General features: G+C 63.1%; 18 protein-coding genes and 1 riboswitch. Of the genes, 8 read left to right on the top strand and 10 right to left on the bottom strand.

The window, feature by feature from the left end; all coding sequences use genetic code 11:
• Positions 1–78: 78 nt before the first annotated feature.
• Positions 79–474 (bottom strand): acyl-CoA thioesterase, encoded by a 396-nt coding sequence (locus H7993_RS15185; protein ID WP_122480552.1) that lies wholly within the window; start codon positions 472–474, stop codon positions 79–81.
• Positions 475–670: 196 nt separating this feature from the next.
• A riboswitch (S-adenosyl-L-homocysteine riboswitch) is annotated at positions 671–778 on the top strand.
• Positions 779–799: 21 nt separating this feature from the next.
• Between H7993_RS15185 and ahcY the strand changes: the two genes are divergently transcribed.
• The 5 genes from ahcY (at position 800) to rhlE2 (ending at position 7,270) form a co-directional block, all read left to right on the top strand.
• Positions 800–2,209: an adenosylhomocysteinase gene (gene ahcY / locus H7993_RS15180; RefSeq protein ID WP_122480553.1), complete on the top strand. Its 1,410-nt coding sequence runs from the start codon at positions 800–802 to the stop codon at positions 2,207–2,209.
• 69 nt (positions 2,210–2,278) lie between these two features.
• On the top strand, positions 2,279–3,124 hold the full coding sequence (gene metF / locus H7993_RS15175; protein WP_185794885.1) for a methylenetetrahydrofolate reductase [NAD(P)H]: 846 nt from the start codon (positions 2,279–2,281) through the stop codon (positions 3,122–3,124).
• A 78-nt stretch (positions 3,125–3,202) separates the two neighbouring features.
• Positions 3,203–4,285 carry a hypothetical protein gene (locus H7993_RS15170; RefSeq protein ID WP_185794884.1) on the top strand — a complete coding sequence of 361 codons (1,083 nt, stop codon included), beginning with the start codon at positions 3,203–3,205 and terminating at the stop codon, positions 4,283–4,285.
• A 52-nt stretch (positions 4,286–4,337) separates the two neighbouring features.
• Positions 4,338–5,168 (top strand): substrate-binding periplasmic protein, encoded by an 831-nt coding sequence (locus H7993_RS15165; protein WP_185794883.1) that lies wholly within the window; start codon positions 4,338–4,340, stop codon positions 5,166–5,168.
• Positions 5,169–5,389: 221 nt separating this feature from the next.
• Complete coding sequence (rhlE2, locus tag H7993_RS15160; protein ID WP_122480557.1) at positions 5,390–7,270, top strand: RNA helicase RhlE2; 1,881 nt, start codon at positions 5,390–5,392, stop codon at positions 7,268–7,270.
• Positions 7,271–7,405: 135 nt separating this feature from the next.
• Here rhlE2 and H7993_RS15155 read toward each other — a convergent pair whose 3' ends face one another.
• From H7993_RS15155 to H7993_RS15145, 3 genes are all read right to left on the bottom strand, one after another.
• Positions 7,406–8,005 carry a YceI family protein gene (locus H7993_RS15155; protein ID WP_122480558.1) on the bottom strand — a complete coding sequence of 200 codons (600 nt, stop codon included), beginning with the start codon at positions 8,003–8,005 and terminating at the stop codon, positions 7,406–7,408.
• 37 nt (positions 8,006–8,042) lie between these two features.
• Positions 8,043–8,594 (bottom strand): cytochrome b, encoded by a 552-nt coding sequence (locus H7993_RS15150; RefSeq protein ID WP_185794882.1) that lies wholly within the window; start codon positions 8,592–8,594, stop codon positions 8,043–8,045.
• Between the two features lie 198 nt (positions 8,595–8,792).
• Complete coding sequence (locus H7993_RS15145) at positions 8,793–10,595, bottom strand: flavin monoamine oxidase family protein (RefSeq protein ID WP_185794881.1); 1,803 nt, start codon at positions 10,593–10,595, stop codon at positions 8,793–8,795.
• A 189-nt stretch (positions 10,596–10,784) separates the two neighbouring features.
• Here H7993_RS15145 and H7993_RS15140 point away from each other — a divergent pair, with 189 nt between their 5' ends.
• Positions 10,785–12,191: an adenosylmethionine--8-amino-7-oxononanoate transaminase gene (locus H7993_RS15140; RefSeq protein WP_185794880.1), complete on the top strand. Its 1,407-nt coding sequence runs from the start codon at positions 10,785–10,787 to the stop codon at positions 12,189–12,191.
• A 133-nt stretch (positions 12,192–12,324) separates the two neighbouring features.
• The gene (locus H7993_RS15135; RefSeq protein WP_185794879.1) at positions 12,325–13,044 is read left to right on the top strand and encodes a 16S rRNA (uracil(1498)-N(3))-methyltransferase; all 720 of its coding nucleotides are present in this window, start codon (positions 12,325–12,327) and stop codon (positions 13,042–13,044) included.
• Positions 13,045–13,047: 3 nt separating this feature from the next.
• On the opposite strand, the gene trhA is transcribed toward H7993_RS15135, so the two are convergent.
• Positions 13,048–13,665: a PAQR family membrane homeostasis protein TrhA gene (trhA, locus tag H7993_RS15130; RefSeq protein WP_122480563.1), complete on the bottom strand. Its 618-nt coding sequence runs from the start codon at positions 13,663–13,665 to the stop codon at positions 13,048–13,050.
• A 115-nt stretch (positions 13,666–13,780) separates the two neighbouring features.
• Between trhA and H7993_RS15125 the strand changes: the two genes are divergently transcribed.
• A complete protein-coding gene (locus H7993_RS15125; protein WP_185794878.1) occupies positions 13,781–13,987 on the top strand; it encodes a hypothetical protein in 207 nt (68 codons plus the stop codon).
• 87 nt (positions 13,988–14,074) lie between these two features.
• Here the strand turns inward: H7993_RS15125 and hisF are convergent, their stop codons facing one another.
• The 5 genes from hisF to hisB form a co-directional block, all read right to left on the bottom strand.
• Entirely contained in the window at positions 14,075–14,845 is a 771-nt protein-coding gene (gene hisF / locus H7993_RS15120) for an imidazole glycerol phosphate synthase subunit HisF (protein ID WP_185794877.1), read from the bottom strand.
• Between the two features lie 80 nt (positions 14,846–14,925).
• Positions 14,926–15,663, bottom strand: a complete 738-nt coding sequence (gene hisA / locus H7993_RS15115; RefSeq protein ID WP_122480564.1) for a 1-(5-phosphoribosyl)-5-[(5-phosphoribosylamino)methylideneamino]imidazole-4-carboxamide isomerase — start codon at positions 15,661–15,663, stop codon at positions 14,926–14,928.
• 42 nt (positions 15,664–15,705) lie between these two features.
• A complete protein-coding gene (locus tag H7993_RS15110) occupies positions 15,706–15,963 on the bottom strand; it encodes a DUF2164 domain-containing protein (RefSeq protein WP_185794876.1) in 258 nt (85 codons plus the stop codon).
• Positions 15,963–16,601, bottom strand: coding sequence for an imidazole glycerol phosphate synthase subunit HisH (hisH, locus tag H7993_RS15105; RefSeq protein ID WP_122795890.1), 639 nt, complete (start codon positions 16,599–16,601; stop codon positions 15,963–15,965). Before hisH ends, H7993_RS15110 begins: the two co-directional genes overlap by 1 nt.
• On the bottom strand, positions 16,601–17,194 hold the full coding sequence (hisB, locus tag H7993_RS15100; protein ID WP_043191647.1) for an imidazoleglycerol-phosphate dehydratase HisB: 594 nt from the start codon (positions 17,192–17,194) through the stop codon (positions 16,601–16,603). Before hisB ends, hisH begins: the two co-directional genes overlap by 1 nt.
• Positions 17,195–17,287: the final 93 nt, after the last annotated feature.

The raw sequence follows: 17,287 nt of genomic DNA, 5'->3' as shown, positions 1-17,287 counted from the left end.
CCGCCAGCAACGCCACCGGTCGGCCAGAAGCCAGGCAATACGCGGCTTCGGCCCTGACCGGGGGTCATCCCCGTGAACTCAGCCGACGGTGTCGAACTGATCCTTGATGTAGCGAATTTCGCTGCGTCCGTGGGGTGCCGGCAGGCCATCTTCGCCGAGGTTGACGAACACCAGTTTGTCCACCGTCAGGATGCTCTTGCGGGTGATCTTGTTGCGCACTTCGCACGTCAGGGTGATGGAGGTCCGCCCGAACTCGGTGGCGGTGATACCCAACTCGATGATGTCGCCTTGGCGCGAAGCGCTGACGAAGTTGATCTCGGAGATGTACTTGGTCACCACGCGCTGGTTGCCCAACTGGACGATGGCGTAGATGGCCGCTTCCTCGTCGATCCAGCGCAGCAGGCTGCCACCGAACAAGGTGCCGTTGGGGTTGAGGTCTTCGGGCTTTACCCATTTGCGCGTATGAAAATTCATGCTGGCTCCTCTGTTCTTCACCTAAGTGGCTCGAATCATGGCAGACCGCGGCGCCCGGCTCCATTGAGCTTTGCCTATGAATACCATTATCGATCCGGCGCTGATCGTCAGAAATACTTTGGCAGCTGGGCACATCGCTATATAATCGCCACCGATTCACCCAACGGCCTTTTTCACTCCCGGCCGTTCCCGCCACCCGTCCGAGGGGCGCTGCAGCAGGTTCGACCTGTCAGGCTCGGATGGGGCGTTGTCCCTAAAGGCTTTGCCTGGGGACGCCAAACGCACACAACGGCGCCCATTCGAACCTTACGAATGGAGGCTCTTAATGAGCGCTGTACTTACGCCTGCTGGTTTTTCCGATTTCAAAGTCGCCGACATCTCCCTGGCTGCCTGGGGCCGTCGCGAAACCATCATTGCCGAGTCGGAAATGCCCGCACTGATGGGCCTGCGCCGCAAATATGCCGGCCAGCTGCCGCTCCAGGGCGCGAAGATCCTGGGTTGCATCCACATGACCATCCAGACCGCCGTGCTGATCGAGACCCTGGTCGCCCTGGGTGCCGAAGTGCGCTGGTCCTCGTGCAACATCTTCTCCACCCAGGATCAGGCCGCTGCAGCCATCGCTGCCGCCGGTATCCCGGTGTTCGCCTGGAAAGGTGAAACCGAGGAAGAATACGAGTGGTGCATCGAGCAGACCATCCTCAAGGACGGCCAGCCATGGGATGCCAACATGATCCTGGACGACGGCGGCGACCTGACCGAAATCCTGCACAAGAAATACCCGGCCATGCTGGACAAGGTCCACGGCGTGACCGAAGAAACCACCACCGGCGTACACCGCCTGCTGGACATGCTGGCCAAGGGCGAACTGAAGATCCCGGCCATCAACGTCAACGACTCGGTGACCAAGAGCAAGAACGACAACAAGTACGGCTGCCGTCACAGCCTCAACGACGCCATCAAGCGCGGCACCGACCACCTGCTGTCGGGCAAGCAGGCGCTGGTGATCGGCTACGGTGACGTGGGCAAGGGCTCGGCCCAGTCGCTGCGTCAGGAAGGCATGATCGTCAAGGTTTCCGAAGTCGACCCGATCTGCGCCATGCAGGCCTGCATGGATGGCTACGAGCTGGTTTCGCCATTCATCGACGGCATCAACGACGGCACCGAAGCAAGCATCGACAAGGCCCTGCTGGGCAAGATCGACCTGATCGTCACCACCACCGGTAACGTCAACGTCTGCGATGCCAACATGCTCAAGGCGCTGAAGAAGCGTGCCGTGGTCTGCAACATCGGCCACTTCGACAACGAAATCGACACCGCTTTCATGCGCAAGAACTGGGCATGGGAAGAGGTGAAGCCGCAGGTACACAAGATTCACCGCACCGGTGCCGGCAGCTTCGACGCGCAGAACGACGACTACCTGATCCTGCTGGCCGAAGGCCGTCTGGTTAACCTGGGCAATGCCACTGGTCACCCAAGCCGCATCATGGACGGCTCGTTCGCCAACCAGGTGCTGGCGCAGATCTTCCTGTTCGAGCAGAAATACGCCGACCTGGACGCCAACGGCAAGGCTGCGCGCCTGACCGTCGAAGTGCTGCCGAAGAAACTCGACGAGGAAGTGGCCCTGGAAATGGTCCGCGGCTTCGGCGGCGTGGTCACCCAGCTGACCCAGCAGCAGGCCGACTACATTGGCGTCACCGTCGAAGGTCCGTTCAAGCCAGAAGCCTATCGCTACTAAGCTTCTGCACCGTTGATACGGCGGGCCAGTCAACCCTGGCCCGCTCGATGGGTTTACCGAGAAACTGCCATGTCTCAAGATCGTCCCTTAAGCTTCGAGTTCTTTCCGACCAAGACCGATGCCGGGCATGAAAAGCTGATGGGCGTTGCCCGCCAGTTGGCTGCCTACAAACCCGATTTCTTTTCCTGCACCTACGGCGCCGGCGGTTCGACCCGCGACCGTACGCTGAATACCGTTCTGCAGCTGGAAAACGAAGTCAATGTTCCCGCCGCTCCGCACCTGTCGTGCGTGGGCGACAGCAAGCAGGACCTGCGTGGTCTGCTTGACCAGTACAAAGCGGCCGGCATCAAGCGCATCGTTGCCCTGCGCGGCGACCTGCCTTCGGGCATGGGCATGTCCAGCGGCGAGCTGCGCCATGCCAACGACCTGGTCGAGTTCATTCGCGCCGAAACCGGCGACCACTTCCACATCGAAGTGGCGGCCTACCCGGAGATGCATCCGCAGGCGCGCAACTTCGAAGATGACCTGGTCAACTTCGCACGCAAGGCCAATGCCGGCGCCAGCAGCGCAATCACTCAGTACTTCTTCAACGCCGACAGCTACTTCTACTTCGTCGAGCGCGTGCAGAAGCTGGGCGTGAACATTCCGATCGTGCCCGGCATCATGCCGATCACCAACTACAGCAAGCTGGCGCGTTTCTCCGACGCCTGCGGCGCAGAAATCCCGCGCTGGGTGCGCAAGCAGCTGGAAGCCTACGGCGATGACGTGAAAAGCATCCAGACGTTCGGCGAGCAAGTGATCACGCAGATGTGTGAGCGTTTGTTGCAGGGCGGCGCACCGGGCCTGCATTTCTATACCCTTAACCAGGCAGAACCCAGCCTGGCCGTATGGAACAATCTGAAACTCAGCAGCTGAGTCTTCTCAGGCGGCCACAGGGCCTCGGCACATTGCCGGGGCCTTTTTTCGTCGTTCATCAGCATCAAAATCAGGTCCATGGTCACTCAAACCCGCTCTTCTCGCCCGCAACTGGTCTACCTCGTGTTCGGTGCCGACACCTATCACCGGGAAGCCGTCTTCAGCATCTGCAGCGCCCTGGCGCGTCTACGGGAAACGCCCGGTCACCGCATCGATATCCAGGTGTTCACCGACGACCCCGCGCCCTACGGCGACCTGCCGGTACGCGTGCGCAATTTCGACGCGGCCACCCGTGAGGCGTGGATGCAACCGCACGGTTACCACTTCCGCATCAAGCACATGGCGCTGCTCGAAGTGCTGCGCGAATCCGAAGTCGCTCTGCTGATCGACACCGACACCTTCTTCCATCAATCGCCGCTGGCGCTGTTCGAGCGTATCGCGCCGGGGAGCCTGCTGTGCAACGCAATCGGTATCCGCTATGGCGACTGCCGGGAAAGCGTGCTGTACAGCGCATTGAGCGAAGAACTGCAGGCGCGCGGCCTGGCCGATGACCAGATGCCCCTGATCAACTCCGGGGTGATCGGCCTGCATGCCGACGATGCCTGCCTGCTCGAGCGCTCGATCGAGCTGATGGACGACCTGTACCCGCGGGCGCAGGGTGCGTACATCCTGGAGGAGTTCTGCCTGGGCATCGCCGCCTACCGGCACTACGCCCTGCGTGAATGCCCCGACCTGATCCACCACTACTGGAGCCGCAAGCAGCTGTTCCGGGCCAAGGTCATGGCGTGGCTGCGCAAGCACCAAAACGTGCCGCTCGATCCTGCTGCGCTGGACGATACCCGGCAGGTCACCGCCCAGTTGCCGCGTCCGCCCGCTGCGCAACGCCTGCTGTTCAAGGCAGTGACCCTGCTGCTGCCCGGTCATCAGCGGCAGTTCGTGCGCGAAGTGCTGTATGGCTGCTATCCCCATGCCAACGAGTTCGATCAGGCCTGCGCGCCCGTCTGGTGGGAAAAGGCTCAGGACAACGTCGAGCGGCGCATGCACACGCCGCTGCAGCCGCGGCAACTGGAACAGTGGCTGGGGCATCCCGGCGTTCGTTTACTGCTGGGCCGCCGCCGCAGCTCCATCTATCAGCACCTGACGAGCCGGCAAAAGTCCTGAAAGCCCGGCGCAGACCTTTTCAAGCGGAGCCAGCCGTCGTAATCTCCGGCCCATGGTTGCCATCCTCCGCTCGTTGCCCTCTGCGCTTCTCCTTTGCTGGTGCCTGCAGGCCCACGGCGAAACGCTGCGCATCGTCACCGATTCATGGGCGCCCTACGCCTTCGAGGAAAACGGTAAGGCGCAGGGAATCGACTACGACATCACGGCGCTGATCTTCGAGCGCCTGGGCATTCAAGTGCAGTGGCAATTCCTGCCGTGGAAACGCTGCCTGGCCATGCTCGATCAAGGCCAGGCCGACGGCATCCTCGATATTTTCCAGACCAACGAACGCGATGCCAGCCTGTTCTATCCCAGGGAGCCGCTGTCGGAGGTGGAATGGGTGTTCTACCAGGCCAACGATCGCCCTCACCCCGTGCAGAGCATGGCCGACCTCAAGGGGCTGACCGTGGGCATAACGGCGGGGTACGACTACGGTGACGAGTTCGCCCAGGCGCCTGGCGTGATCCGCGAGAGCGGACCCAGCCAGGAAGCCAACTTCGGCAAGCTGGCCAAGGCACGCATCGACCTGCTGATCACCGACCGCCGGGTGGGCGAATACACTATCAAGCGTCTGGGCATGGAGCAGCGGGTCAGTCGCCTGCCCATGGAGATCGGCAGCAATCCGCAGTTTCTGGCGGTACGCCGCGGCGCCGGGATGGACCTGCTGGTGCAGCGCTTCGCCGCGGAACTGCGCCGGTTCAAACAGGAGCCGGCCTACGCGCAGTTGCTGGCACGCTATGCCGACGCGCCAATGAGTGGTAAAACGCTACCTTCCGCTGCGCCGCAGATACTGCGGCAACCGCCCGCGAGCACCGCTGGGCAGCGTGAAAGCAGCGCAATGTGATTGCTCTGTTATACTCGGCCCTTGTGCCAGGCTTACGTCCGGCCGCTCGGCCTTGCCAAGGCCTCTCGAAGCACCTGCCAGCTGGGCTTGCGCCCGCGCATCGCTTCGTGAAGCCCCCTTTGCAACCCCAGCAGGACCGGACGCGACAGTGTCATCACACACCCGTCGCGCCAGGCAAGATTATCCCTCGGGCATAAGCCCCTACTAGAACAGGATTACTCATGTCCTTTGCTTCCCTCGGTCTCTCCGAGGCTCTAGTCCGCGCCATCGAGGCAGCGGGCTACACCCAGCCCACACCGGTGCAACAGCGGGCCATTCCCGCCGTGTTGCAAGGCCGCGACCTGATGGTTGCCGCTCAGACAGGTACAGGTAAGACCGGCGGTTTCGCCCTTCCGATTCTGGAACGGCTGTTCCCAGGTGGTCACCCGGACAAATCCCAACGTCATGGCCCGCGCCAACCGCGCGTGCTGGTCCTGACCCCGACGCGCGAGCTCGCCGCCCAGGTTCACGACAGCTTCAAGACCTACGCTCGCGACCTGAAATTCGTCAGCGCCTGTATCTTCGGCGGTGTCGGCATGAACCCGCAGGTTCAGGCCATGTCCCGCGGTGTCGACGTGCTGGTGGCCTGCCCCGGTCGTCTGCTCGACCTGTGTGGCCAGGGCAGTGTCGATCTGTCCCACGTTGAAATCCTCGTGCTCGACGAAGCCGACCGCATGCTCGACATGGGCTTCGTGCACGACGTCAAGAAAGTGCTCTCGCGCCTGCCGTCCAAGCGTCAGAACCTGCTGTTCTCGGCGACGTTCTCCAAGGACATCACCGACCTCGCCGGCAAGCTGCTGCACAACCCCGAGCGCATCGAAGTCACGCCGCCCAATACCACGGTCGAGCGCATCGAGCAGCGCGTCTATCGCCTGGCCTCGAGCCACAAGCGCTCGCTGCTGGCGCACCTGATCACTCAGGGCGCATGGGAGCAGGTGCTGGTGTTCACCCGTACCAAGCACGGCGCCAACCGCCTGGCCGAGTACCTGGAGAAGCATGGCCTGAGCGCTGTGGCCATCCACGGCAACAAGAGCCAGAACGCACGCACCAAGGCCCTGGCCGACTTCAAGGCCGGTGCCGTACGCATCATGGTTGCCACCGACATCGCTGCCCGTGGCCTGGACATCGACCAGTTGCCCCACGTGGTCAACTTCGAGCTGCCCAACGTCGACGAAGACTACGTGCACCGCATTGGCCGTACTGGCCGTGCCGGCCGCAGTGGCGAAGCGATCTCGCTGGTCGCGCCGGACGAAGAGAAGCTGCTCAAGAGCATCGAGCGCATGACCAAGCAGAAGATCCCGGACGGTGATCTGATGGGGTTCGATGCCAGCACCGTGGAAGCGGAAAAACCCGAGGTGCGTGAACGCCCTCAGGCCAACAATGCCCGCGGCGCTCGCGCGCCACGCGGCGACGGCAGCAGCAATGCCGGTGGTGGACGCAAGGACAAAGGGAAGGACAAAGGCAAGGAAAAGCCCGCCGGGGCGCGTTCTGAACGCCAACCCCGTGACCAGAAGCCACGCCAGCCCCAAGCTGCGCGCCCGGCCGTAGAATCGACTGTTTCCGCCAACCGTGCGCCGGACGAATTCCTCGATGACGAAGTGGACAACTTCGGCAACCGTGCGGATTACGTCAGCCCCTATCAGGGCAAGAACCAGGGCCGCGGTCGTCGTCCGGGCGCTTCGGCTCCGGCCGGTGCTGCCGCGCCTGCAGCCGCGCCTCGCCAGGGTCGTCCTGCCGGTGGTGCGCCGCGCAGCGGTGGCGCCGCGCGTCCGGCTGGCACCGGTGACAACGCTGGTGCCAAGCGTGGCCCGCGCAGCAACGGGGGTGGCGCGCGTGACGGCCAGCCCCGTCGCGAAAGCAATCCGCGCAACCGCCGCCCGGCGCGTGACGAGCAACCACGCCAGGAACCGGTGGTAGCTGACTCGCGCAATCCGAGCCAACCGGTAATCGTGCACAAGGAATCGAAGATCGATCGTTTCCCGACTGCCGAGCAGCTGGAGCAATTGCCAAGCCGGCCACGGGGTGAAAAGCCTGCGCTGCTGACGCGTAACCGCGAAGGCTGAGCATGAGGTAGGCAGGCCCGCCGCCCTGTGGGAGCGGGCTCTGCCCGCGAAGGTTTCAGCACGGCTCCCATGCCTGACACAAAAAAACGCCGCAGCCCTCAAAGGCTGCGGCGTTTTTTTGTGTCAGCGAATAACTTACTTCGCTTTCACGCCTTCAAACGTGAAGTACAGCTCGACGGTGTCCGACTGTGGACCCAGGTCCATCGACTTGGGCGCGAAGTCCTTGCGGTTGATCGACGTGGTGCCTTCGAAACCGGCACGGTAGCCGCCCCATGGATCCTTGCCTTCACCCAGGAAGGTGGCCTTGATCACGACTGGCTTGGTCACGCCGTGCAGGGTCAGGTCGCCGGTCACGTCGGCAGTGGTCTTGCCATCGGCGCTTTTGCCGGTCGGCTTGACGCTGGTGGACTTGAAGGTAGCCTCGGGAAACGCGGCAACGTCCAGGAAGTCCTTGCTGCTGATGTGCTTGTCGCGTTCGGCGTGGTTGGTGAACACGCTGGCGGTCTTCAAGGTCACGTCGATCTTCGAATCTTCAGGCTTGGCTGCATCGAAGCTGAACGAGCCGTCGAAGTCCTTGAAGGTACCGGTGATGAAGCTGTAGCCCAGGTGGCTGATCTTGAAGTCGACGAAAGCGTGCTGGCCTTCCTTGTCGATCTTGTAGTCGGCGGCCATGGCCTGACCTGCGGTGAACAAGGCAGAGCCAATGGCGAGTGCGGCAAGAGTCTTTTTCAGCATAGAAAGCATTCCTCTGGAAAATTGATAGGTACGGCGGTCAAACTTTGCGACCCAGCATACGGATGAGGGTTGCATCACGATCGATGAAGTGGTGTTTCAATGCGGCCAGGCCATGCAATACGGCGAATATCACCAATACCCAGGCCAGGTAGAAATGCACGGTACCGGCGGTTTCCGCCTGATCGGGCAACCCACTGACCAATGCCGGAATCTCGAACAGTCCGAACACGGGAATCCCCACGCCGTCGGCCGTCGAGATCAGGTAACCGGCGCTCATCACCAGGAACAGGTCCACATAGAGAAACAGGTGGCCCAGATGAGCCGCAGTGCGGGTGAGCTTGCCTTGATTGGGCGTAGCGGGCGGCGGCGGGCTGATGAAGCGCCAGACCACGCGCAGCAACATGAAGAAGAACAGCACCAGACCGATGCTCTTGTGCAGGTCGGGGCCGGCCTTGCGCCATGGGTCGTAATAGCCCAGGCCAACCATCCACAGCCCCAGGGCGAAAAGCCCGAACACGGTCAGCGCGACGCCCCAGTGCAGAACGATGCTGACCCAGCCATAGCGAGAAGTGGAATTACGTAGCTGCATGTGCCTGGACCCTGTAAGAACTGCGCTCAAGATGACTGACTCACCTATCGAATTAAAGCGGAAAATCTCGCTTTGAAATATCGATAAAGTCGATTAAGTCAGTATTAAGCGCAGTGCTATCGGTGACCAGGGTGTAGCTATAGCACGTTGAAGGCTCGCCGCCGCCCTGTGGGAAAGGCGACGGCGAGGGTGTGAAACCTACGGCTGTACCGCAGGCTTTTTCGCTTCTGCCTTGTTTTTCGGTTCGACCGGTTTCTTGGTTTCGACCGGTTTCTTGGCCACAGGCTTCTTCACCTCGGCTTTCTTCGTCTCCGGCTTCTTGGCGTCGACCTTTTTCACCGGTGCGGCCTTCTTCACCGGCTCGGCCTTGGCCGGCGCGGGCGCGGGTACCACCACAGGCACCGGGGCGGGCGTTGGTGCTGGCGCAGGTACTGGTGCAGGCGCAGGTGCAGGTGCAGGTGCAGGTGCAGGTGCAGGTGCAGGTGCAGGTGCAGGTGCAGGCTCGACCGGCTTGGCCACCGGCGTCTCGCCCCCGCCAAACCATTTGGAGAAGAACCCAGGCTTGCTGTCCACGGCCTTCGCCGGCACGGCCACTGGCGGAACCACTTTGACCGGCTCGAAGGATTTACCCGCTGCCAGGTCCACAACCTGGCCAGCGGCGTGCTGGCCACTGCGCAGGGCACCTTCCAGCGTGCCTGGGTACAGCGAATCAGTGTGCTCACCGGCGAAAGCGATGCGCTGCTGCGGCTTTTCCCAGACCTTCCAGAACTTGCTGATCTGCCCCGGCCCGTAGGCCAGGTAGGCACCACCGTAGGAAGGATCGACACTGTAGCGACGGATTTCATAGCCGGTGAAGGCACCGCGTGCCTGAGGATAGAACGCGTGCAGGCGGATCAACACCTGGTCGACCATCTGCTTGTCGCCAAAGGCCTGCAGCAGGCGAGCGTTGTCACCGGACAGGTTGATCACCACGTTGGCGCCGCCCTTCAATGCCGGCTCGATCCACAACATGCCCAGCCCGGTGTTGCTGTAGATCTCGCCGGACATGCGCGCCTTGCTGTCCCACACCGGCGTCTTGAACTTGAGCAGCAACTGGTCGCGCCAACCGTAGTTGGTGCCTTTGATCGCGGCCAATTGACGATTGTCCAGCGCCGGCGTGAAAGCGATCTTGCCCAGCGCACGCAAGGGTACGGCCAGCACCACGTAACTGGCCTGGTAACCCACCGCGCCGACCTTGACGGTCACGCCGTCCTTGTCCTGACTGATGGCCGAGACCGGCGAATCGGTCTTGATGGTCTTGATCTGTTTGACGAAGGCCTGAGCGAGCACGGGGCTGCCGCCAATCAAGCGTGAAGCGCGCAGATCGCGATCGTCGATGTCCTGGTAGACGCGGCTTTGCTGGGCGAAATACAGCAGCGACAGACGCGATGGTTCGTCATAGCGCGTACGAATTTTCTGATTGATAAGCTGCCGTGCCGTGGCGGGCAGTTGCAGGCGGTCCAGCCAGTTGGACACGTTGATCTGGTCCAGAGCGAACAACGTGCTGGTCGCGCCGGGGTTTTCCGGGTCCTTGACCGAGCGGGCCAAGTCATCCAGGGTTTTCTCGTAGCGCTTGAGCGCCTCGGCAGTGGCCGGCTGCTTGGTGGCCAGGTCGGCGGCGGTGAAGTATTCGCCGTCGATCAGGTAGCCGGGGTTGCGGACGAATTCCGGCGCCGGCTGGGTGGCCAGCTTGAAGGTGTTCACATAGCCGTTGAGCACCGGCTGGATCTTGCTGCCGCCGATCCACTCGCTGGTGGCCAGGCCCGAGCGGCCGCCAAGGCTGGCGCGCGCCTCGAGCAAGGTCACCTGCCAGCCCTTGGCCTGCAGCTCGTAGGCGGCTGTGAGCCCCGCCAGACCGCCGCCGACGACGATCGCCGTCTGTGCCTTGTCATTGCCCAACGCCTGCGCGCTGAACAGCCCCACCACTATCAGCGCCCAAGCGCGCAACCAACCAGCAGACATGCAGAGAACTCCGGCAGAGCAAGCGATATGGCCGGATCATGCCCCGGCAATGGCAAAGTGCCGCGCAGCATACGCCAGCGCCATACTGCCCGCCAGCGCCGCCATCGAGCATGTTTGGGTTGTGAGCCGAGGCCTCATTGCATAGGCTTGCGCGACTGTTTGCCAAGCGTGTTGCCGCGGGAGAAAAAGATGGGACTCAACGATCAGTGGATGAAGCGCGACCTCGAGGTCTTGTGGCATCCCTGTACCCAGATGAAAGACCACGAGCGCCTGCCGCTGATCCCGATCAAGCGCGGTGAAGGCGTATGGCTTGAAGACTTCGAGGGCAAGCGTTACCTGGACGCGGTCAGCTCCTGGTGGGTCAATGTGTTCGGGCACGCCAACCCGCGCATCAATCAGCGCATCAAGGATCAGGTCGACCAGCTGGAACACGTGATCCTGGCCGGCTTCAGTCATCAGCCGGTGATCGAGCTGTCAGAGCGGCTGGTCAAGATGACGCCCGAGGGGCTGACCCGCTGCTTCTACGCCGACAACGGCTCGTCGTGCATCGAAGTCGCGCTGAAGATGAGCTTTCACTACTGGGTCAACCGCGGCCAGCCGAACAAGCAGCGCTTCGTCACGCTGACCAACAGCTATCACGGCGAAACCATTGCGGCGATGTCGGTTGGTGACGTGCCGCTGTTCACCGAAACCTACAAGCCGCTGCTGCTCGACACCCTGAAAGTGCCGAGCCCGGACTGCTACCTGCGGCCCGAAGGGGTGAGTTGGGAGGCGCATTCGCGCACGCTGTTCCAGGCCATGGAACACACCCTGGCCGAGCACCATGAAAGTATTGCTGCGGTGATCATCGAACCGTTGATCCAGGGCGCTGGCGGCATGCGCATGTATCACCCGGTGTACCTCAAGCTGTTGCGCGAGGCGTGCGACCGCTACGGCGTGCACCTGATCCACGACGAAATTGCGGTGGGCTTTGGCCGTACCGGAACGATGTTCGCCTGCGAGCAGGCCGGCATCCGTCCGGATTTCCTGTGCCTGTCCAAGGCGCTGACCGGGGGCTATCTGCCGCTGGCCGCCTGTGTGACCACCGATGACGTCTACAGCGCTTTCTACGACGACTACCCGACCCTGCGCGCCTTCCTGCATTCGCACAGCTACACCGGCAATCCGCTGGCCTGTGCCGCGGCGCTGGCGACGCTGGACATCTTCGAGCAGGACAACGTCATCGAGAACAACCGCGCCCTGGCCGAGCGCATGGCCAGCGCCACGGCGCACCTCGTCGATCATGCCCACGTGGCCGAAGTGCGCCAGACCGGCATGGTCCTGGCCATCGAAATGGTCCAGGACAAGGCCAGCAAGACCGCCTACCCCTGGCAGGAGCGGCGCGGATTGAAAGTATTCAACCATGCACTCGAACGTGGCGCGTTGCTGCGGCCGCTGGGCAGCGTGGTGTATTTCCTGCCGCCCTACGTAATTACGCCCGAGCAGATCGACTTCCTGGCCGAGGTGGCCAGCGAGGGGATCGATATCGCCACGCGCAGCAGCGTGAGCGTGCAGGTCGCCGAGGATTTCCACCCCGGGTTTCGCGATCCAGGTTGAGTAATGCGTCGCCTGTACCAGCGCTTTCGCGGCCACTGGCCGCTCCTACAGGGGCACACCCTGCAACCGTAGGAGCGGCCAGTGGCCGCGAAGAGGCCCGAATAAACACCAAAAAATCACCAGAGACACCCCCATGCGACTGTCCCGCTTTTTCATCGACGCCCCGCTCGCCCTGGGCGAACACGAACTCCCCGAAGCCCAGGCCCACTACATCGGCCGCGTGCTGCGCATGGCCGCCGGCGACAAGGTGCAGCTGTTCGACGGCAGCGGTCAGGAATACCTCGGCACCTTGCTGGAAGTGGGCAAGAAACGCGTCAGCGTCACCCTCGACGAACAGTTTGCCGGCCAGCCCGATTCGCCGCTGGCCATCCATCTGGGTCAGGGCCTGTCCCGTGGCGAACGGATGGACTGGGCGATCCAGAAAGCTACCGAACTGGGCGTGAGTGAAATCACCCCCCTGGTGAGCGAGCGCTGCGAGGTGCGCCTCAAGGACGAGCGCGCCGACAAGCGCATGGCCCACTGGCGCCAGGTGGCGGTCAGCGCGTGCGAGCAGTGCGGCCGTTCCAGCGTGCCGGTCATTCATGCGCCGCAGGCGCTGGCCGATTGGGTCGCCGCCAGCCACGCCGAACTCAAGTTGGTGCTGCATCCCGTTGCAGAGCCGCTGCTCAGCCATGCAAAACCTGCCAGCCTGGCGTTCCTGATCGGCCCTGAAGGCGGTTTGAGCGATGCCGAAGTGGAGCAGGCCAAGGCTGGCGGCTTTCACGCTGCCCGCCTCGGGCCGCGCGTATTGCGCACCGAAACCGCGCCGGTGGTTGCCCTAGCGGTGGCGCAGCAGCTATGGGGTGATTTCTAGGGTTCAGATGACGTAGAAAAAGATCGCGATGAAGTGCAGCACGCTGCCCGCGATCACGAACAGGTGCCAGATCCCGTGGGCATGGCGCAGGCGCTTGTCCAGTGCAAAGAAGATGATGCCCACGGTGTACAGCGCGCCGCCCGCGGCCAGCCAGGCGAATCCGGCGGGGCCCAGCAGGCGCAGCAGCGGCCCGATCGCGACCAGCACGATCCAGCCCATCACCGCGTAGATCACGATGGACAGTACGCGGGCCTCGGAGCGTGGCTTGATCTCCTGCAACATGCCCAGCACCGCCAGCCCCCAGACCACACCGAACAGGCTCCAGCCCCAAGGCCCGCGCAGGGTGACCAGACAGAACGGCGTGTAGCTGCCGGCGATCAGCAGGTAGATCGACAGGTGATCGAGCTTCTGCATGAGCGCTTTGCCGCGCCCGCGCACGCTGTGGTAGATCGTGGAAACGCTGTAGAGCAGGATCAGCGTGCTGCCATAGATGCACACGCTGACGATCTTCCAGGGATCACCTTGAAACGCTGCCACCAGCAGCAGCCAGACAGCACCGACCGCCGCCAGCACAGCCCCTGCCAAATGGGTCCAGGCGTTCATTCGTTCGCCATGGTACATACAAACTCCTTACCCCTGTAGCAGCGGCGCAAGCCGCGTCAAACGCCGACGCGATCAGCCGTCCCACCGCGCTGCCCGCCGACGCGGCTCGCGCCGCTGCTACAGGGTCGCGGTGATGCCGGACGCGGTTGCCGAAACGGTGACCATCATTACCCGGACGCCGGACGCGGTTGCCGTGAAGGCGATCGTCATTACCCGGACGCCGGACGCGATTACCGCAACGGCGATCGTCATTACTCGGACGCCGGACGCGGTTGCCGTGAAGGCGATCGTCATTACCCGGACGCCGGACGCGGTTACCGCAACGACAGATTCCTTGTAGCAGCGGCGCGAGCCGCGTCGGCGGTGCGTGCGGTGAACCTGGCGCAACGCGGTGACGCCTGACGCGGCTTGCGCCGCTGCTGCAGGGTCAGCGGACCACGATGCCTTGCTTGGCCATGAACGCCTTGGCCTCGGGCACGGTGTACTCGCCGAAGTGAAAGATACTGGCGGCCAGCACCGCGCTCGCGCCGCCCTGGATCACGCCATCGGCCAGGTGCTGCAGGTTGCCCACCCCGCCGGAAGCGATCACCGGGATGCCCAGTGCGTCGCTGATGGCGCGGGTCACGCCCAGGTCGAAGCCGTTCTTCATGCCGTCCTGGTCCATGCTGGTCAGCAGGATCTCACCCGCGCCCAGGCCTTCCATCTTCTGCGCCCATTGCACGGCGTTCAGGCCGGTAGGCTTGCGCCCACCGTGGGTGAAGATCTCCCAGCGCGGCTCTTCGCCGGGCCCCGAGACCTTCTTCGCATCGATGGCCACCACGATGCACTGCGAGCCGAAGCGCGAAGCCGCCTCACCGACGAACTCCGGGTTGAACACCGCAGCCGTGTTGATCGAAACCTTGTCCGCACCGGCATTGAGCAGGTTGCGGATATCCGCCACCGTGCGTACGCCGCCGCCCACGGTCAGGGGGATGAACACCTGGCTGGCCATGCGCTCGACGGTGTGCAGGGTGGTGTCACGGCCATCGACACTGGCGGTGATGTCGAGGAAGGTGATCTCGTCGGCACCCTGCTCGTCGTAGCGCCGGGCGATCTCGACCGGGTCGCCGGCGTCGCGGATGTTCTCGAACTTGACGCCCTTGACCACTCGGCCGTTGTCCACGTCCAGGCAGGGGATGATGCGTTTGGCCAGGGCCATGGGGAATCTCCGATTGGATGGGGAGCGAGGTGCTGGCGGACGCGGCTTGCGCCGCTGCTACAGGGGGCCGCGTCCAGCCGTTACGCGTTGTACGAATCGCAGAATGCCTGGGCCTCGGCGACGTCCAGGGTGCCTTCGTAGATGGCGCGGCCAGTGATGGCGCCGATGATGCCCGGCGCCTTGGCATCCAGCAGGGCACGGATGTCGCCCAAGTTGTGGATACCGCCGGAGGCGATCACCGGGATCTTGGTCGCGGCCGCCAGAGCAGCGGTGAAGGGCACGTTGCAGCCCTGCATCATGCCGTCCTTGGCGATGTCGGTGTAGACGATCGCCGACACGCCATCGGCCTCGAACCGCTTGGCCAGGTCGATGACCTGCACCGTGCTCACTTCGGCCCAGCCGTCGGTGGCGACGAAGCCATCCTTGGCGTCCAGGCCGACAATGACCTTGCCGGGGAATGCACGGCAAGCCTCGGCGACGAACTCGGGCTGCTTGACCGCCTTGGTGCCGATGATCACGTAGCTCACGCCGGCCTTGACGTAGTGCTCGATGGTTTCCAGCGAGCGGATGCCGCCGCCGATCTGGATCGGCAGGTGCGGATAGCGCTTGGCAATGGCAGTGACCACATCGCCATTCACCGGCTGGCCTTCGAAGGCACCGTTGAGATCGACCAGGTGCAGGCGACGGCAGCCGCCCTCGACCCACTTGGCAGCCATGCTCACCGGATCGTCCGAAAACACCGTGGAATCTTCCATGCGGCCCTGGCGCAGGCGCACGCAGGCACCGTCTTTAAGATCGATAGCGGGGATAATCAGCATCTGCAAAAACCTTCGAAGTCGGTGAAAGGCGATGCTCGGAAGTCAGTTCTTCTCGAGCGCCCACAGGTCGCTCTCGATGCTTTCGAACCTCTCGCTGAGGTGCGCCTGCACATCGAAAATCGCCCTGTTGTAATAGTGTGGAGCCATTTCGCGGGTGAACAGCTCGAGCACCTCGAGGGCCTCGAACGAACCCAGGTCGAGATCGAAGCGGTCACGCATGAACCGCTTGATCTTCTCGGCCGCTTCGCTCTCCTGCTCCGGCGTCAGGGTAAGAATGGGCGGCTTGCCGGCCTTGGCCATTACCAGCGTCCATCCCAGGCTGCGAAATTCTGCAGCAGCTGCAGGCCATGGGTATGGCTCTTCTCGGGGTGGAACTGCACGGCGAAGCGTGACCCTTCGGCCAGTGCCGCGGCGAAGTCGCGACCGTAATGGCCGCGCCCCACCACCTGGCCCGGCTTGCCGGCCTCGATGTAATAGCTGTGCACGAAGTAGAAACGCGCCAGGTCCGGAATGTCGTGCCACAGCGGGTGATCCACCGCCTGCTGCACTTCGTTCCAGCCCATGTGCGGGACCTTCAGGTGCTCGCCACCTTCGTGCAGGTCCTTGCCGAAAAAGCGCACCTTGCCGGGAAACACGCCGATGCAGTCGACGCCGGCGTTCTCTTCGCTGTGCTCCATCAACGCCTGCATGCCGACGCAGATACCCAGGAAGGGCCGGTCCTGACTGACTTCGCGCACCAGCGCATCGAAGCCCAGGCGGCGGATTTCAGCCATGCAGTCGCGAATGGCACCGACACCGGGAAAGACCACGCGGTCGGCTTCACGAATGACATTGGCGTCACTGGTGATCAGTACCTTGCCGGCACCGACATGCTCCAGAGCCTTGGCCACGGAGTGCAGGTTGCCCATGCCGTAGTCGATTACCGCGACGGTCTGCATCAGAGCACGCCCTTGGTCGACGGCATCTGCCCGGCCATGCGTTCGTCGACCGCAACGGCCATGCGCAGCGCGCGGCCGAAAGCCTTGAACACGGTTTCGATCTGGTGATGGGTGTTGTGCCCACGCAGGTTGTCGATGTGCAGGGAGACGTTGGCGTGGTTGACAAAGCCCTGGAAGAACTCCTGGAACAGGTCGACATCGAAGCCGCCGACGGTGGCGCGGGTGTAGGGCACGTGCATCTGCAGACCAGGGCGGCCGGAGAAGTCGATGACCACGCGCGACAGCGCTTCGTCCAGCGGGACGTAGGCGTGGCCGTAGCGAAAGATGCCTTTCTTGTCGCCGATGGCCTTGGCGAATGCCTGGCCCAAGGTGATGCCGACGTCCTCCACGGTGTGGTGGTCGTCGATGTGCAGGTCGCCCTTGCACTCGATGTCCAGGTCGATCAGCCCGTGCCGGGCGATCTGGTCAAGCATGTGCTCAAGAAAAGGAACGCCGATATCGAATCGGGCCTTTCCGGTGCCATCCAGGTTGATCGAGGCTTTGATCTGGGTTTCCAGAGTGTTGCGCTCGACGAACGCGATACGTTCGGCCATCACCAGCTCCGCAAAATCGTTGGGCGAAAAAGGTGATCATTATAGGCACGCAGGCGGGAAACGGGAACAGAAGAGGGGGGAAAGGATGATCTG

Origin of the sequence: Pseudomonas baltica (genome assembly GCF_014235765.1) — a bacterium.
GTDB classification, from domain to species: Bacteria; Pseudomonadota; Gammaproteobacteria; order Pseudomonadales; family Pseudomonadaceae; genus Aquipseudomonas; species Aquipseudomonas baltica.
This window is presented reverse-complemented; position numbering and strand designations above follow the sequence as displayed.

Coding starts and splice junctions, on each gene's coding strand:
- H7993_RS15185 (WP_122480552.1), bottom strand. CDS start 474: ATGAATTTTCATACGCGCAAATGGGTAAAGCCCGAAGACCTCAACCCC.
- ahcY (WP_122480553.1), top strand. CDS start 800: ATGAGCGCTGTACTTACGCCTGCTGGTTTTTCCGATTTCAAAGTCGCC.
- metF (WP_185794885.1), top strand. CDS start 2,279: ATGTCTCAAGATCGTCCCTTAAGCTTCGAGTTCTTTCCGACCAAGACC.
- H7993_RS15170 (WP_185794884.1), top strand. CDS start 3,203: ATGGTCACTCAAACCCGCTCTTCTCGCCCGCAACTGGTCTACCTCGTG.
- H7993_RS15165 (WP_185794883.1), top strand. CDS start 4,338: ATGGTTGCCATCCTCCGCTCGTTGCCCTCTGCGCTTCTCCTTTGCTGG.
- rhlE2 (WP_122480557.1), top strand. CDS start 5,390: ATGTCCTTTGCTTCCCTCGGTCTCTCCGAGGCTCTAGTCCGCGCCATC.
- H7993_RS15155 (WP_122480558.1), bottom strand. CDS start 8,005: ATGCTGAAAAAGACTCTTGCCGCACTCGCCATTGGCTCTGCCTTGTTC.
- H7993_RS15150 (WP_185794882.1), bottom strand. CDS start 8,594: ATGCAGCTACGTAATTCCACTTCTCGCTATGGCTGGGTCAGCATCGTT.
- H7993_RS15145 (WP_185794881.1), bottom strand. CDS start 10,595: ATGTCTGCTGGTTGGTTGCGCGCTTGGGCGCTGATAGTGGTGGGGCTG.
- H7993_RS15140 (WP_185794880.1), top strand. CDS start 10,785: ATGGGACTCAACGATCAGTGGATGAAGCGCGACCTCGAGGTCTTGTGG.
- H7993_RS15135 (WP_185794879.1), top strand. CDS start 12,325: ATGCGACTGTCCCGCTTTTTCATCGACGCCCCGCTCGCCCTGGGCGAA.
- trhA (WP_122480563.1), bottom strand. CDS start 13,665: ATGTACCATGGCGAACGAATGAACGCCTGGACCCATTTGGCAGGGGCT.
- H7993_RS15125 (WP_185794878.1), top strand. CDS start 13,781: ATGCCGGACGCGGTTGCCGAAACGGTGACCATCATTACCCGGACGCCG.
- hisF (WP_185794877.1), bottom strand. CDS start 14,845: ATGGCCCTGGCCAAACGCATCATCCCCTGCCTGGACGTGGACAACGGC.
- hisA (WP_122480564.1), bottom strand. CDS start 15,663: ATGCTGATTATCCCCGCTATCGATCTTAAAGACGGTGCCTGCGTGCGC.
- H7993_RS15110 (WP_185794876.1), bottom strand. CDS start 15,963: ATGGCCAAGGCCGGCAAGCCGCCCATTCTTACCCTGACGCCGGAGCAG.
- hisH (WP_122795890.1), bottom strand. CDS start 16,601: ATGCAGACCGTCGCGGTAATCGACTACGGCATGGGCAACCTGCACTCC.
- hisB (WP_043191647.1), bottom strand. CDS start 17,194: ATGGCCGAACGTATCGCGTTCGTCGAGCGCAACACTCTGGAAACCCAG.